Source organism: Agromyces sp. Root1464 (genome assembly GCF_001427265.1).
Taxonomy (GTDB): domain Bacteria; phylum Actinomycetota; class Actinomycetes; order Actinomycetales; family Microbacteriaceae; genus Agromyces; species Agromyces fucosus.
Genome location: NZ_LMFU01000003.1, coordinates 146,814 through 162,069 on the forward strand (window position 1 = coordinate 146,814; position 15,256 = coordinate 162,069).

Genomic DNA, 15,256 nt, shown 5'->3' on the forward strand with positions numbered 1-15,256 from the left:
CGCCGGGGTGCGGCACGACGGGTGGACTGGGGCTGCTCAGGTGAACAGCTTGATGACGTGCTCGCCCACGATCAGGTAGATGCCGAAGATCACGGCGATGCCGCTGAGGGCGAAGCACGCCCACGCGCCCACGAGCGCGGCACGCTTCTGCCGCTCGCTCAACGGGCTCTTCTTCTTCGCCTTGGCGGCACGCTTCTCGGCCTGGCGGATCTCGGCGGGCGTCACCACGGTGATCGCGTCGGTGAACTCGGCGGGCGTCACGATGGGCGTGCGCCCCGACAGCGTGAGGAGCCGGACCCCGAGCGAGTACGCGGAGACCACGACGACCGTGGCGACCATCGCGGAGATGAAGACGAGGAGGAACGCGAACATGTCGATCACGAGGCCACCTTCTTCTTCGGCTTCGGGTTGCGCTTGATCTTCACCGCGCGGCCGGAGTGCGCGACCTCGCTGACCACGTTGTGGTGCGAGATCTCGTTGCGGCGCGACCAGAGGAAGATGCCGGCGATCACGGAGACGCCGACGATCGTGTCGATGATGATGCCGATGACGCCGAGGTGGGCGACGACCGCGGCGAGTGCGCCCACGCCGCCGGCCGCGGGCAGGGTCAGGAGCCAGCCGACGCCGATGCGGCCCGCGGTGCGCCAGCGCACCTTCGAGCCCCGGCGGCCGAGGCCGGAGCCGATGACCGAGCCGGAGGCGACCTGCGTCGTCGACAGGGCGAAGCCCACGTGGCTCGAGGCGAGGATGGTCGCGGCGGTCGCGGTCTCGGCGGCGAAGCCCTGTGCGGGCTTCACATCGGTCAGGCCGGTGCCGAGGGTCTTGATGATGCGCCAGCCGCCCATGTAGGTGCCGAGGGCGATCGCGATCGCGCAGGTGACGATGACCCAGAGCTGCACCTCGGCGCCGGCGGGCTGCAGGCCAGCGGCGACGAGGGTGAGGGTGATGACGCCCATCGTCTTCTGGGCGTCGTTGGTGCCGTGCGCGAGGGCGACGAGCGACGAGGAGAAGATCTGCGCGTGGCGGAACCGGTCGCGCCCGTCGGGCTTGCCGTCGTAGCGCCGGGTGATGGCATAGGCCAGCTTCGTCGCCGTGTACGCGATGAGCCCCGCAGTGAGCGGCGCAAGCAGTGCGGGCAGGATGACCTTCGACATCACCACCGCGAAGTCGATCGCGCCGACGCCGAAGCCGACGAGCGCGGCACCGATCAGACCGCCGAAGAGCGCGTGGCTCGACGACGACGGCAGGCCCAGCAGCCACGTGATCATGTTCCACACGATCGCGCCGATGAGGCCGGCGAAGATGAGTTCGGGGGTGATGAGCACACCGCCGTCACCCTCTTTGATGATGCCGCCCGAGATGGTCTTGGCCACCTCGGTCGAGAGGAACGCGCCGACGAGGTTCAGGATGGCGGCGAGGCCGACCGCGACCTTGGGCTTCAGCGCGCCCGTGGCGATGGGCGTGGCCATCGCGTTGGCCGTGTCGTGGAACCCGTTGGTGAAGTCGAAGAAGAGCGCCAGTGCGATGACCAGCACGACGATGAGGGTGAGATCCACCGGCGTCTTTCTCTGGGATCGGTGATGAGGTTCACCAGATGTTCAGGGGACGTGCCTTGCAGAAGCGGCGTTCGCCGTGCACCCATCGATACTACGTGACGGAACCCGGCTCCTCCACCACCGTAGCGAGGTCGGCACCGAACACGAAGGTGCGCCGCACCGTGCCGCCCGCGAGGACGCCCGGCAGCCACCGGCTCGCGTCGTCCCACATCTCGTCGAGCGGGATCTCACGCACGTCGAACCACTCGGGATCGAGTTCGTCGGACGGCACCGGCTCACCCGTCCAGCTGCGGCACACGAACACGTTGGATTCCTGGCTCCACGCCTCCTTGTGCGGGAAGACGTAGCTCAGGATGCCGCGGGGCTCGAGGTCGTCGGCGGCCACGACGAGCCCGGACTCCTCGAAGATCTCGCGCACCGCGGCATCCGTCGCCGACTCGCCCGGTTCGAGCTTGCCGCCGGGGGCGACGAAGTAGCCCATGCCGAGCCCGTGCTTCTTGCGCCCCAGGAGCACCTCGACGCGCCCCTCGCGCTCGCGCAGGAGGTAGCAGACGCACACCTGGGGCAGCAGCACGATCAGCCGAAGAGGATCTTCGCCTCGTCGTAGCGCGACTGCGGCACCCGGTTCAGGGTGCCGACCGCGTCGGCGATCGAGACGGTCTGGATGTCGGTGCCGCGGAGGGTGACCATCGAACCCCATGCGCCGTCGTAGGCCGCGTCGACCACGGCCATGCCGAGGCGCGTCGCGAGCACGCGGTCGTATGCGGTCGGCTCGCCGCCGCGCTGGATGTGGCCGAGCACCGTGGCACGGGACTCGATGCCCGTGCGCTCCTCGATCATGGGTGCGATGAGCTCGGCGATGCCGCCGAGACGGGGGCGGTTGAACGCGTCGAGCCCCTTGTGCGAGTGCGCCTCGGTCATGTCGGAGAACGTGAAGCCCTCGGCGACGACGACCAGCGGAGCCCGGCCGCGGTCGCGCACCGACTCGACCCACTCGGCGATCTGCTCGATCGACTGCGGCTGCTCGGGGATGAGGATCGCGTGCGCGCCACCGGCCATGCCCGAGTGCAGGGCGATCCAGCCGACGTGGCGGCCCATGACCTCGAGCACCATGCAGCGTCCGTGCGAGTCCGCCGTGGTCCGAAGGCGGTCGATGGCCTCGGTCGCGATCTGCACGGCCGTGTCGAAGCCGAACGAGTAGTCGGTCGCCGCCAGGTCGTTGTCGATCGTCTTCGGCACGCCGATGACCTTGATGCCGCCCTCGTCGTAGAGACGACGGGCCGCGGTGAGCGTGCCCTCGCCGCCGATCGCGACGATCGCGTCGATGCCGTTGCGGTCGAGCATGCGCTGGATGTTCTCGGGGCCACCGCCCTCGCCCTCGAACGGGTTGGTGCGGCTCGAGCCGAGGATCGTGCCCCCCTGCTTGGCGAGGCCGCGCACATCGTGGCGCACGATGGGCACGATGTCCTCTTCGACGACGCCGCGCCAGCCGTTGCGGAAGCCGACGAACTCGGTGTCGTACGAGATGACGCCCTTCAGCACGGAACCGCGGATGACCGCGTTGAGGCCGGGGCAGTCGCCGCCCGACGTGAGGATGCCGATCTTCATGCTCGTGGGACTCCTTGTTGCTCTGGGGGATGCGTCGCCGGAGCCGCTTCATCGGGGCACGACTCCGGAAGTCTAGCGAACCTCGACTTCCCGTTCCGACGCGGTCGGGCGGCGCACCGCGGTCGCGCGATCCGGGCGCTGCGCCCGGCCGCGCACGCGGCGCCCCGCGGCCTACAGCGCGCCGTCGAGCGCCTGACGCAGCAGGTGCTGCAGGGCGTCCAGCTGCACCGAGTCCGCGGAGCCGGGTTCGACGTCGCTGCCGTCGAGGGCACGGGCGGCGAGCCCCTGCTTCGAGTCGATGAGCTCGGCGATGCGCGCGTCGATCGTGTGCGCGGCGATGATGCGCCACGCGGTGACCGGCTCGTCCTGACCGATGCGGTGCACGCGGTCGATCGCCTGCGTCTGCTCGGCGGCGGTCCAGCTGAGCTCGGCGAGCACGACGTTCGACGCGGCCTGCAGGTTCACGCCGACGCCGGCTGCGGTGAGCGAGCAGACGGCGACGGCCACCTCGGGGTCGTTGTTGAACGCGTCGATCGCCGCCTGGCGCGCCAGGGCGGTCTGATCGCCGCGGAGCGACACCGTGCGCAGCTCCCGCGCGGCGAAGGCCGCCTCGGCCTGGTCCATGACGTCGATGTGCTTCGCGAAGAACACGACCTTGCCGACGGAGCGCGCGAGCTGGGCCGCGTAGTCGGCCGCGAGGCCTGCCTTGGCCTGGCCGATGCGGCGGACCATCGTGAAGACGTTCTCGCCCGACTTCGTCGCCTTCGACTCCTCGAGCTCGGCGCTCGCGACGGCGCGGATGAACTGGTCGCGCTGGTCTTCGTCGAGGTCGCCGATGCGCAGGTGCCGCGCCTCGACGAGCGCACGGAAGCGACCGGCGAGCCGGTTGCCGAGCTCGCGCTCGGCTGCGCGAACGGATCGGCCGAGCTCGTCGTCGAGTTCGACGGGCAGGTCGGCGATGCGCTTGGCGGGCAGGTCGGCGGCGACGTCGACCTTGCGGCGACGCACGATGCCGAGATCGATCACGGCGCGGCGGGCGGCGCTGTAGAAGCCGGGCTCTGCCGGGGTGAGCCCCGTCTCCTCGAGCTTGCCGAGCAGTTCGGGAGAAGGCTTGTCGCCCTCGATCCAGCCGAGGAACTTCCAGATCGCGCGGAAGTCGTCGACGTCGTTGATGAGGGGCGTGCCCGTGAGGGCGAGCAGCAGCGGGTCTCCGCCGGGCGCGGCACGGCGGATGCGGTCGGCGAGGGCGAGCACGTTCTTCGAGCGCTGCGACTGCAGGTTCTTGATGAAGTGCGCCTCGTCGACGACCATGCCCTTGAAGCCGAGCGTCGACAGCCACGCCATGTGCCGGTCGAGCACGTCGTAGTTGACGATGACGACGTCGGCGAAGGCGTCGAGCGTGTCGCCGTCGCCGTGGATGACCGTGGCACGGCGATGCGGGGTCCACCGCTCGACCTCGCGCGCCCAGTTCATCTTCACGACGTTCGGCACCACCGCGAGGAGCGGGTAGGCGCCGGCGACGGATGCCGCGAGCACCGACTGCGCCGTCTTGCCGAGGCCCGGCTCGTCGGCGAGCAGGAACGTGCGGTGACCGAGGCGGGCGCTCTCGATGAAGCGGGCCTGGTGCTTCATGAGCTCGAGGCCGCGCGGCGCGAGCCGGTCGACCTTCGGCTCCTCGGGCAGCTCCATCGTGGCGGCCTGGCCGCCGGAGCCGACCTCGAACGACTTGAACAGCGGACCGAGCAGCTCCCAGTTGGCGAGCCGGCGAACCGGCACGACCGGGGCGGCCTGCTTCGAGAAGTCGGGCGCGAGGAACGGGTTCGCGAGCTGGCGCGAGCGAACGGATGCCGGGATCACCTGGTTCTCGCTGAGCACGGGCGTCACCTCGGCCTCGCGGGTGATGATGAGCTCGTCGGGCGAGAGCTCCGCGCCCGACTCGAGCAGCCAGTCGCGGCGGAACCGCTGCGCGACCGTGGAGATCGAGGCGTCGGGCTCGAGCAGTGCGATGAGGCTCGTGTCGCGGGCCGCGGTCTTCGCGAGGATCTGCGCGATGCCGTCGAGGCGCTTGAGCAGCTCTGAGCGCGCGGCATCCGTGATCTCGGTGTCGGCCTTGACCCGTGCGCGCTCCTCGCGCATGAGGAGTGCGATCACCTGGAACTTCGTGCGGTTCGTCGGGCCGAGCTTGCCCTTCTGCGCCTTCTGCTCCACCTCGCGCACCTTGCGCGCGAGGATCGGGATGATCGGTGCGTCATCGTCGCGTGAACGCGTCCGCTGCCGCTGCCTCGTCTGGGCCAATGGTCCTCCAGTGTCTGGGCCGATTCCGCTTGGGCCGGATCCGGCGCCCCCCTCGACATCGTGAGATGTTCGAGACCGCTCGGCGGCACCGAACTGGTCGGTGGCCCGCGGTGCGCGAATCCCGAACCGAGCAGCGCGCGAACTCGGGATCATTCGGACCCAGCTCACGCGGTCGGACGAAGAACGGATTCGTCGTGCGCACGGACAGTCTAGCGTCAACCCCGTGCAGGATCGGCGCGACAGGCCTACCCTTGCCTCATGGACGGTCTCGCAGGGGTGGGCGACGGCGTCTCGCCCGATGAGGATTTCACGGTGTCGCAGGACACGGAGTTCGACGAACCGGGCGACGTCGCCGACGACGACGAGCGGTCGATCGACGACAGCCTCGACGACGAGGTGCCCGGCGTGGACGCCGAGCGCCGGGTCGATCTCGCCGACGATCCGGCTGCCGCAGCAGACGAGTAGCGTGCGCGGCACTCAGCTGCCGGAGGCGACGCCGTCCGGCCGACGACGGTCAGACCCCGCCGCCTCCGCCGCCGCCGCCTCCGCCGCCCGCTGAGCCGCCGCCCCCGGAGCCGCTCGACCCCGAGCTCGAGGCCGATCCCGACCACGAAGAACTCGAGGCCGAGGAGAACGACGAGATGCCCGACGCGAGCACGCCGGCGTTGAAGCCGCTCGTGCCGGAATACCATGTGGGCTCCGTGCCGACCTGCTCGTGCAGGGCCGAGAGTACCTCGGCCCATTCGCGTTCGAGGCCGAAGAGCACCGCGAAGGGCAGCAGCCGCTCGTTGAGCTTCAGCACCGTGACCGGGTCGAGGGCGACCGTCGAGACGGGCGTGGCCGCGGCATCCGTCGCCGCCTCTGCATCGGGTACCGCCGGCCGCTCCACCCGAAGCGCCCCGCTCGGACTCTGCAGCACGCGGAGCCGGTCGGCCTCGGCGAGGCGGATGTAGAGTCGCAAGCCCTCGAGGTGGTCGCGGAGCGCACGGCCCTGCTCGGTCAGCGGACGGACCACGGCGATCGTGAAGAGGGTGACCACCGCGGCGAGGATCGCGACGGCGAAGCAGACGGCCGGCCAGAACCCGCCCATCTGGTTCTCGATCGCGATGATGCCGAGCACGAACGAGAGCGTCGAGGCGACGGACGCGACGATGAGCAGCAGCACCCGGAGCCCGACAGCCAGCCTGCGGCGGAGTCCCGCCGACACCACGTGCTTGCCGACGCCCTGATTGATCGCGTACAGGCGCTTGCCGAGCGCCGTGTCGTTCGCGAGCTCGCGCCGCTCGCCGATGCGACGGTTCCCGAAGAGGGCGGTGACGACCGCCTCGGCGTCGGGGTCCGCCGGGCCGCCGGCGCCGACGTACTCGACGGCGTACTTCTTCTTGCCGGATTCGACGATGCGCAACTGACCGGCGACCGCGCGCTCGAGGATCGTCGCCGTCACCCCCTTCGCCGACGCACCGACGAGGTCGGAGGCGATCAAGGTCGAGATGCCCTGCGGCGGCTCGTACTGCGCGATGATCGTGCCGCGCCCGGGGTGGTTGCGCCAGCGCGTGATGCGCAGGAACAGCGCCGTGACGGCCGAGAGTACGGCGATGACCGCTGCCACGGCACCGCCGACCGCCGCCGGCGAGGAGCCGAACGAGTCGTCGCGGGGCACGAAGGTGTCCGCGGCGAACCCCGCCGCGAGCGTGAGGGTCTGGTACGGCTGCACGTCGAGGGCCTCGGCCGTGATCACGGGCGGCTCCGGCTGCTCCTCGAGCGAGTCGCAGGGCGTGCTCGAGCCCTCGTACCCGAGGTAGCAGGCCACCGCATCCGTGCGGGCGGCGGCGACGTCGTCGCTGAGCCGCAGTTCGGCGCTCACCCGGCCGAAGGGCTGGGCCCACCCGGTGCCGTTCACGTCCCAGTAGAACTCGTCGATGTTCGCATCGTCGGGCTGCAGCGTGACGTTGTGCTGGCGATAGCTGATCACGTACGTCTGCTCGCCGTGCACGAAGTCGTCGGCGCGGATCGTGACGAAGAGGAAGCCGTCGTCGTCCTCGTCCTCCTCGACCTCGAACGATCGGGGCGCGCCCGTGCCGTCGGTCACCGTGATCTGCTCGATGTCCGTCAGGTGCCCGCGATACGACCTCGGGAGCACACGCCGGATGCCGCGATTTTGGTCGAACTCGGGGAACCGGGCGACGAGGGTCTCGGTCGCGTCGAGCACCGAGCGGCCGGCCTCGTCGCGCGAGAGCTCGTAGACGGCGTCGAAGGAATCGAAGGTGAAGTCGTCGAGGCCGCTCGCGACCTCGCCGCCGACGCCGGTGCCGACACCGATCACCGCGGGCGCAGGCGCAGGCGCGACGAGCGCGTGCGGCGCACCCGCGGCCGGGGCGCTCGCAGCGGGGGTTGCCGCCATGGCCGGGAGGGCCGACGCGAGTGCGGCCATGAGGCCGATGGTCACGGCGGCGAAGCCGATGACGGCTGCTGAACGGGAGCGGCGCATGCCCCTACGCTAGCGCGGGCGCGGACCCCGGGGTCTCCCCCGACCGAGGCCCGCGCCCTGCGTCATGCCCGGCGGAGCCGGAGACTGTTCAGCACCACGAACACGCTCGAGAACGCCATCGCCGCGCCGGCGATCATCGGGTTCAGGAACCCGGCCGCCGCGAGCGGGATCGCCGCGACGTTGTAGGCGAAGGCCCAGAACAGGTTGCCCTTGATCGTGCGCAGCGTCGCCCGGGCGAGCGAGATCGCGTCGGCGATCGCACCCGGCTCATCACGGGTGAGGGCGAGGTCGCTCGCGGAGGCCGCGGCATCCGTGCCGCCGCCCATCGCGATGCCGAGGTCGGCCGCTGCGAGCGCCGCGGCGTCGTTCACGCCGTCGCCGACCATCGCGACCCGGTGCCCTTCGCCCTGCTCGCGCCGGACGATCGCGAGCTTGCCCTCCGGGCTGACGCCGGCGTGCACCTCGTCGATGCCGAGGGATGCGGCGACCCGCGCCGCCGGCCGCTCGGCGTCGCCCGTCACGAGCGCGGGCCGCAGGCCGAGGGCGCGGAGCCGGTCGACCGCCTCGCGGGCGCCGTCGCGCACGCGATCGCCGACCTCGATGAGCGCCTGCACCTCACCGGCCGACCCCACGGCCACGAGAGTGTCGTCGGAGGCCGCGGCACGCGCCTCGAGCGCCGCGGGCATGCGGTAGCCGAGTCCGACCAGGAACGCCGGTCGCCCGGCTGCGGCCGGCACGCCTTCGACCTCGCCCGTGACGCCGAGACCGGCGTGGGCGCGGAATTCGGTCACCTGCAGTGCGCGCCAGGCCGGCCCCGAGGCATCCGCCCCGTCGACGATCGCCCGCGCGACCGGGTGCTCCGAGCTCCGCTCGAGCGCCGCGGCGAGGTCGAGGGCGGCGGCTCCGCCTGCGTCGGCCGCACCGATGGTGCCGTCGGCGGTCGTCACGCCGGTGAGGGACATCCGGCCGGTGGTCAACGTGCCGGTCTTGTCGAGGAGGATCGTGTCGACATCCCCCGCACGATCGAGCGCGTCGGGCCCCGTGATGAGGATGCCGCGTTCGGCGCCGCGCCCGGTGCCGACGAGGATCGCCATCGGCGTGGCGAGGCCGAGGGCGCAGGGGCAGGCGATGACGAGCACCGCCACGGCCGCGGTGATGGCCTGCTCGACGGGACTGCCCGTCGCGACCCACACGATCGCGGTCGCCGCGGCGAGCGCGATGACGATCGGCACGAACACCGCCGAGATGCGGTCGGCGAGACGCTGGGCTCGCGATTTGCCGAGCTGGGCGTCCTCCACGAGGCGTGCGATCTGCGCGAGCCGGGTGTCGGCACCGACGCGCTCGGCCGCGACGACGAGGCTGCCGCCGTGCACGATGGTCGCGGCGGTCACCGAGGTGCCGGGCGCCACGTCGACGGGTGCCGGTTCGCCCGTCAGCATGCTCTCGTCCACTCCCGCCTCCCCGCGCAGCACGACGCCGTCGGCGGCGACGCGCTCACCGGGGCGCACGACGAATTCGTCGCCGGGGCGCAGGCTCTCGATGCGCACCCGCTCCTCGCGCTCCTCGGCGCCCTCGCCGCGCAGCACCGAGACCTCGCGCGGGGCGAGTTCGAGCAGGGTGCGCAGCGACTGACCGGCACGGCGCTTCGACCGCTGCTCGAGCACCCGCCCGAGCAGCAGGATCGTGATGACGCCCGCGGCCACCTCGAGGTAGATGTCCCCGCCGGGAGTGCCCCGGACCCCGAACGTCCATTCGTGCGTCATGCCCGGCATGCCCGCGTGTCCGAAGAAGAGCGCCCAGAGCGACCAGGCGAACGCGGTGAGCGTGCCGAGCGAGACCAGCGTGTCCATCGTGAGCGAACCGTGCCGCAGGTTCACGGCCGTGGCCCGGTGGAACGGCCATCCGCCCCACACCACGACCGGTGCCGCGAGGGCGAGCGAGAACCACTGCCAGTAGGTGAACTGCAGCACGGGCACCATCGCGATCACGACGACCGGCACGGTGAGCACCGCCGAGACCACGAGCCTGGTCATGAGCGGGTCGGATGCCGCGGCGCCCGCTTCACCGCTCCGCGCAGAGGTGCGCTCCCCCGCATCGGCGGACGGAGCCACGGAACCCCGATCCGGGGCTCCCTGCCGCGCGGAACCGGTCTCGGAGCCTGCGCCTGAATCGCCGGGGCCCTGCTCGGTCGGGGCGGCGGGCACGATCGCGGTGTACCCCGCGGCCCGCACGGCCTCGACGAGCTCGTCGATCGACGTCGTCGACGGGAACGACACGCGCGCCTTCTCGGTCGCGAGGTTCACCTCGGCCTCGACGCCGTCGAGCCTGCCGAGGCGTTTCTCGACCCGAGAGACGCAGCTCGCACACGTCATGCCCTCGATGCCGAGGTCGATCGTCCGGGTCTCGTACTGCAGCAAATCCGCCACTCTCCTTCATCGTTCCGGATCCCAACAGTACCCCCCTGGGGTATCTGGCGCAAACGAGGTATCCTATTGAGGTGATCGAGGACATCAAGAAGCGCGCCATGCACCGCACGAAGATCATCGAGGGCCAGTTGCGCGGCATCGAGAAGATGATCGAGAACGACGACTACTGCGTCGACATCATCACGCTCTCGCTCGCCGTGCAGAAGTCACTGGGCTCCCTCAACAAGCTCCTCGTCGAGAACCACCTCCGCACCCACGTCACCGAGATGTACGAGGCGGGCGGCGAGCAGCGCGAAGCAGCGGTGGCCGAACTCGTGCGCATCTTCGAACTCTCCAACAACCGGGGGTAGGCGAGCGGATGCCGCGCATCGAGCTGGTCACGGGCGACATCACCGTGCAGCGGGTCGATGCGATCGTGAACGCGGCGAACTCCTCGCTCCTCGGTGGCGGCGGGGTCGACGGCGCGATCCACGCGGCCGGCGGACCCGACATCCTCGCCGAGTGCCGCCGCCTCCGCGCGACCGCGCTGCCCGGCGGCCTGCCGACGGGCGAGGCCGTCGCGACGACCGCCGGCCGGCTTCACGCGCGCTGGGTCATCCACACGGTCGGACCGGTCTGGCCCGGCGCGGGGCCAGAGGCCGACTCACGCCGGCTCCTGCTCGCCGCCGCATACCGCAACTCGATCGGCCTCGCGGCGTCGCTCAGGGCGACATCGGTCGCCCTCCCAGCCGTCTCGGCCGGCGTCTACGGCTGGCCGGCAGCGGACGTCGCGCGCGTGGCGCTCTCGACGGCGGCCGACGCACCCGCTCCCGAGCCCATCCGCTTCGTGCTCTTCTCCCCCGCCATGCGCGACGTCTTCGCCGAGGCAGCGACATCCCTCGCCATCGACGAGGCAGTCGTCGACTGAGCAGCGGGCGCGCTCGATCAGGTGCCGGGCGCCGTGACGGCCAGCCAGTCGTCGAGCTCGCTCGGCTCGTCGGTGATGATGCCGTCGACGCCGAGCGCGCTCACCTCCTCCCAATGCTCATGGCTGTTGAGCGTGTAGCAGAGCACGGCGATGCCGGCATCGTGCAGGGCGACGAGGGCGCCGGGCTGCGCGGTGACGGATGCCGCGGTGGTGCCGAACCCGATGACCCCGAGGCGCTCGGCCATGGGCACGGGGTTCGCCGGGAGCTCCCGGATGAGCATGATGCGGGGAATCGTCGGCGCGACGCGCTGCAGTGCGAAGAGCGTCTCGAGGCTGAAGCTCTGCAGCACGACCCGACCGCGGAGGCCATGGCGCTCGATGAGCCCCGTCACGGCGCGGATGCCCTCGGCGCCCCAGTCGGCCTTCAGCTCGATGAGGGCACGGGCCTCGTCGCGCTCGGCGAGGGCCTCGAGGAAGGCGTCGAGCGTCGGGACCCGGGTCCCCGCGAACTCCGCGCCGTACCATGCACCCGCGTCGAGCCGCTCGACGGCGGCGGCGTCGAGCTCGCCGATCGAGCGCGTGTCGCCCGTGATGCGCTCGAGCGTCGTGTCGTGGAACAGCACGGGGACACCGTCGCTCGTGAGCTGCACGTCGGTCTCGACGAACGCGAGCTCGTCCATGGCGAGTTCGAGTGACGGCATCGTGTTCTCTGGGGCGGCGGCACGGTCGCCGCGATGGCCGACGGTGAAGGCCGGCTCCCCCGGCTCGCGGAGCGCCCCGAAGACGTCGATCGCGTAGACCGTCGGGGGCACCTGGGCGAAGAGCAGGAGCCCGGCCAGCAGGGCGGCGGCGAGGCTCGCGAGGCTGACCCGCACCCCGCGGGGCGGCGGGCTCAAGAGGCGTGGCGGTCGGGCTGGTTCGGTCGTTCGGGTGGCAGGGGCGGCTGGGGCGGGCCGCCGACGCCGGGTCGCCGAAGCGACCGTGTCGAGGGGGTGGAACACGGGTTCGGGCCTTTCCACCGTCGCGCGCCGTTGCGCGATCGGTGCAGGTCACTCTAGCAACACCGTTACCGTTTCGTTACCTCCCGTTCGCGGGTGGCACGACCTCATCGGTCTCGACGGCGCCGTGGGGATACTCCGCCGATCGGCGCTGGAACTCCAGGATCGCGTGATTGCGGACCCGCCCCTCGGCGATCTCCGTGGCGCGGTCGATCGTCTCGGACGCCGCCCAGGCGTCAGGGCCCTCCATGACGGTGCGCAGGAAGGGCATCAACGCCTCGCTGATCTCCCACGTGGCGGAGTTCCAGAGGAAGGAGGGACTGTGGTCGACGGCGTAGTAGTTGGTCGAGTCGCCGACCGTGAACATCGGATCCTCGAACGACGTGGGGCGGGCCCATTCGAAGCCCATTCCGGCATCGACCGACACGTCGACGATGAGGCTGCCGGGCCGGAAGAGACCGAGGTCCTCCGTGCGCAGGTAGGTGAGCGGCGAGTTCGGGTCCTGCAGCGTGCAGTTCACCACGACGTCGCGCTCGGCGAGGAACGGTGCCAGCGCGACCGGTCCATCGTCGGTGTTGACCGTGCTCTCGAACGGAGCCTCGGGATCGTGCTCGAACTGGATGATGTCGACGGACGGGATCGGTGAACTCACCGCGGCGGTGTCGCGGTTGGTGAGCACCCGGACATCGTGGATGCCGTGGGCGTTCAACGCCGTCACGGCGCCTCGCGCGGTCGCCCCGAAGCCGATGACGACCGCGCTCAGGCGCCGCCCGTAGTCTCCCGTCGACCCGCACAGCTGCAGTGCGTGCAGCACCGAGCAGTATCCGGCGAGCTCGTTGTTCTTGTGGAACACGTGCAGGCCGAAGCCCCCACCGGCGGTCCAGTGGTTCATCGCCTCCCACGCGATGAGGGTGAGCCGCTTGTCGATGGCGAGCTGGGTGAGCTCCCGGTCCTGCACGCAATGCGGCCAGCCCCAGAGCACCTGGCCGTCGCGCAGTTGTTCGAGGTCGGCCGCCTGCGGCTTCGGCAGGAGGACGACGTCGCTCTGCGCGATGACCTCGTCACGCGTGCCGAGCGAGCCCACGAACGATTCGAGCTCGCCGTCGGAGATCCCGAAGAGCTCGCCGTAACCGTGCTCGAGGATCATCCGTTCCCGAAGGTCGGGATCGATGCGCTCGAAGTGCGACGGATGAAGCGGAAGCCGCTTCTCGTCGGGCTTGCGCGAGTGCGCGAGCACCCCGAGCGTGAGGAGTCGGGGGGTCGTCGTGCCGGCCATTTCGGACGTCCTGTCTCCCGCCGGTGCGTGCGCGACGGATTCTCTCAGAGGAATCCGCGAGGAACTGGGTCGCCGTCGAATCACCGGCCGCGCGATCGACGGCCTGCCCTGAGGCTACGCCATGTCATGCCCGCCGCAACCGGCGACGCGGACCACGCTCCACGAGCACCCGGCGACAGCTCAGTCCTCGTCGACGCGATGGGCGACGCGCGCCGCCTCGGTCTCCGCCTCGGCCTCTGCGGTGATGCGATTGGCCATGCCCGCGAAGATGATGCCGTGGAACGGGAAGATCGCCCACCAGTAGAGGCGCCCCGAGAGACCCTTCGGGAAGAACACCGCACGCTGGCGGTACTCGGCACCGCCGTCCGGCGCCGACCGCGCCTCGAGCTCCAACCACGCCCGTCCCGGCACGCGCATCTCGGCACGGAGACGGAGGAAGCTCCCGCGGTCGATCGCCTCGACGCGCCAGAAGTCGACGGCGTCGCCGACGTGGAGCGTGTCGGGATCGCGCCGCCCCCGGCGAAGGCCGACGCCGCCGGTGAGCTTGTCGACCCACCCCCGCACCGCCCAGGCGAGCGGGAACGAGTACCAGCCGTTCTCGCCGCCCACGCCCTCGATGACGCGCCAGAGCTCGCGCACGGGAGCCGGGGTCCGTCGCTCGCGCTCGTCGAGGTAGACCGTGTGCCCCGCCCAGTCGGGATCGCTCGGCAGCGGATCGCTCGGCGCCCCGGCCACCTCGGCATTGCGCCAGCTCGTCTCGACCTCGCCTGCCCGCTCGCGCTCGAGTGCCAGCCGCACCGCGACCCGGTAGGGCAGCAGCCCCTCGGGAGGCGGTGGAATCACCTGGTCGATGTCATGATCGCGCATCACGCAGTCGAACTGGAGCGACTCGATGATCGGCACGGCGATGCGACGCGGGATCGGGGTCACGAGGTTGACCCATTGCCCGGCGAGCCACGGCGTCAGCACGGGCAGGGCGGCGATCGGTCGTTGCGGCAACCCGGCTTCGACCGCGTAGCCGTTCATGAGCTGCCCGTAGCGGAGGATGTCTGGGCCGCCGATGTCGAAGGCACGGCTCGCCTCGAGCGGCGCCTCCGCCGCAGCGACCAGGTAGGTGAGCACGTCGCGCACTGCGATGGGCTGGATGAAGCTGCGCACCCAACGGGGCGCCGGCATGTACGGGAGCACCTCGGTGAGGTGGCGGATCATCTCGAACGAGGTCGAGCCGGAACCGATGATCACCCCGGCCTGCAACACGATCGTCGGCACGCCGGAGGCGATCAGCACCTCGCCGACCTGCGCGCGGGAACGCAGGTGGCGCGAGAGCCGCTCGCCCTCGGGGTGCAGTCCACCGAGGTACACGAGCCGTGACACCCCATTGCGCCGCGCTGCGCTCGCGACGTTCTCGGCGATGCGGCGTTCGGTCGCCTCGAAGTCCCCCTGGCCGCCCATGGAGTGCACGAGGTAGTAGACGACGTCGACGCTCTCCACCGCGGCATCGACGGAGCCCGGATCGAGGAGGTCGCCTTCGACGACCTCGACCTCGCCACGCCACGGCACGTCGCGCAGGCGTTCGGGCCGGCGGGCGAGCACGCGGACCTCGTGCCCCGCGGCGAGGAGCCTGGGCACGAGTCGTCCGCCGATGTATCCGGTCGCCCCGGTGACGAGCACATGCACACGCAACCCCCAACGATCGTCGAAC

General features: G+C 71.1%; 13 protein-coding genes. 3 read left to right on the plus strand and 10 right to left on the minus strand.

Features of this window, described 5'->3' with window-relative positions:
- Window positions 1-36 precede the first annotated feature (36 nt).
- From ASD23_RS16345 to ASD23_RS16365, 5 genes are all read right to left on the minus strand, one after another.
- Window positions 37-372, minus strand: a complete 336-nt coding sequence (locus tag ASD23_RS16345) for a hypothetical protein (protein ID WP_056014928.1) — start codon at window positions 370-372, stop codon at window positions 37-39.
- A 5-nt stretch (window positions 373-377) separates the two neighbouring features.
- Window positions 378-1,556, minus strand: a complete 1,179-nt coding sequence (locus ASD23_RS16350; protein ID WP_056013843.1) for an inorganic phosphate transporter — start codon at window positions 1,554-1,556, stop codon at window positions 378-380.
- Window positions 1,557-1,647: 91 nt separating this feature from the next.
- On the minus strand, window positions 1,648-2,130 hold the full coding sequence (locus ASD23_RS16355) for an 8-oxo-dGTP diphosphatase (RefSeq protein ID WP_056013845.1): 483 nt from the start codon (window positions 2,128-2,130) through the stop codon (window positions 1,648-1,650).
- A gap of 2 nt (window positions 2,131-2,132) precedes the next feature.
- The gene (locus tag ASD23_RS16360) at window positions 2,133-3,164 is read right to left on the minus strand and encodes a 6-phosphofructokinase (RefSeq protein ID WP_056013848.1); all 1,032 of its coding nucleotides are present in this window, start codon (window positions 3,162-3,164) and stop codon (window positions 2,133-2,135) included.
- Between the two features lie 171 nt (window positions 3,165-3,335).
- Window positions 3,336-5,459 carry a DEAD/DEAH box helicase gene (locus tag ASD23_RS16365; RefSeq protein WP_056013851.1) on the minus strand — a complete coding sequence of 708 codons (2,124 nt, stop codon included), beginning with the start codon at window positions 5,457-5,459 and terminating at the stop codon, window positions 3,336-3,338.
- 258 nt (window positions 5,460-5,717) lie between these two features.
- On the opposite strand from ASD23_RS16365, the gene ASD23_RS16370 reads away from it, so the two are divergent.
- Window positions 5,718-5,924: a hypothetical protein gene (locus tag ASD23_RS16370; protein ID WP_056013854.1), complete on the plus strand. Its 207-nt coding sequence runs from the start codon at window positions 5,718-5,720 to the stop codon at window positions 5,922-5,924.
- A gap of 49 nt (window positions 5,925-5,973) precedes the next feature.
- Here ASD23_RS16370 and ASD23_RS16375 read toward each other — a convergent pair whose 3' ends face one another.
- Complete coding sequence (locus tag ASD23_RS16375) at window positions 5,974-7,947, minus strand: DUF2207 domain-containing protein (protein WP_056013857.1); 1,974 nt, start codon at window positions 7,945-7,947, stop codon at window positions 5,974-5,976.
- A gap of 62 nt (window positions 7,948-8,009) precedes the next feature.
- Window positions 8,010-10,373 carry a heavy metal translocating P-type ATPase gene (locus ASD23_RS16380; protein WP_056013860.1) on the minus strand — a complete coding sequence of 788 codons (2,364 nt, stop codon included), beginning with the start codon at window positions 10,371-10,373 and terminating at the stop codon, window positions 8,010-8,012.
- Window positions 10,374-10,444: 71 nt separating this feature from the next.
- Here ASD23_RS16380 and ASD23_RS16385 point away from each other — a divergent pair, with 71 nt between their 5' ends.
- Together ASD23_RS16385 and ASD23_RS16390 are read left to right on the plus strand one after the other, a co-directional pair.
- Window positions 10,445-10,723 carry a metal-sensitive transcriptional regulator gene (locus tag ASD23_RS16385; protein ID WP_022893547.1) on the plus strand — a complete coding sequence of 93 codons (279 nt, stop codon included), beginning with the start codon at window positions 10,445-10,447 and terminating at the stop codon, window positions 10,721-10,723.
- A gap of 8 nt (window positions 10,724-10,731) precedes the next feature.
- Entirely contained in the window at window positions 10,732-11,280 is a 549-nt protein-coding gene (locus tag ASD23_RS16390) for an O-acetyl-ADP-ribose deacetylase (RefSeq protein ID WP_056013863.1), read from the plus strand.
- A gap of 17 nt (window positions 11,281-11,297) precedes the next feature.
- Here ASD23_RS16390 and ASD23_RS16395 read toward each other — a convergent pair whose 3' ends face one another.
- The 3 genes from ASD23_RS16395 to ASD23_RS16405 form a co-directional block, all read right to left on the minus strand.
- Window positions 11,298-12,176: a glycerophosphodiester phosphodiesterase gene (locus tag ASD23_RS16395; protein WP_129232281.1), complete on the minus strand. Its 879-nt coding sequence runs from the start codon at window positions 12,174-12,176 to the stop codon at window positions 11,298-11,300.
- Between the two features lie 181 nt (window positions 12,177-12,357).
- Window positions 12,358-13,554: a N(5)-(carboxyethyl)ornithine synthase gene (locus ASD23_RS16400; RefSeq protein WP_056013871.1), complete on the minus strand. Its 1,197-nt coding sequence runs from the start codon at window positions 13,552-13,554 to the stop codon at window positions 12,358-12,360.
- Window positions 13,555-13,734: 180 nt separating this feature from the next.
- Complete coding sequence (locus ASD23_RS16405) at window positions 13,735-15,237, minus strand: SDR family oxidoreductase (RefSeq protein ID WP_200941745.1); 1,503 nt, start codon at window positions 15,235-15,237, stop codon at window positions 13,735-13,737.
- Window positions 15,238-15,256: the final 19 nt, after the last annotated feature.

Excerpts from the sequence above, each read along its gene's own strand:
- ASD23_RS16345 (WP_056014928.1), bottom strand. The coding sequence starts at position 372 with ATGTTCGCGTTCCTCCTCGTCTTCATCTCCGCGATGGTCGCCACGGTC.
- ASD23_RS16360 (WP_056013848.1), bottom strand. The coding sequence starts at position 3,164 with ATGAAGATCGGCATCCTCACGTCGGGCGGCGACTGCCCCGGCCTCAAC.
- ASD23_RS16370 (WP_056013854.1), top strand. The coding sequence starts at position 5,718 with ATGGACGGTCTCGCAGGGGTGGGCGACGGCGTCTCGCCCGATGAGGAT.
- ASD23_RS16375 (WP_056013857.1), bottom strand. The coding sequence starts at position 7,947 with ATGCGCCGCTCCCGTTCAGCAGCCGTCATCGGCTTCGCCGCCGTGACC.
- ASD23_RS16390 (WP_056013863.1), top strand. The coding sequence starts at position 10,732 with ATGCCGCGCATCGAGCTGGTCACGGGCGACATCACCGTGCAGCGGGTC.
- ASD23_RS16400 (WP_056013871.1), bottom strand. The coding sequence starts at position 13,554 with ATGGCCGGCACGACGACCCCCCGACTCCTCACGCTCGGGGTGCTCGCG.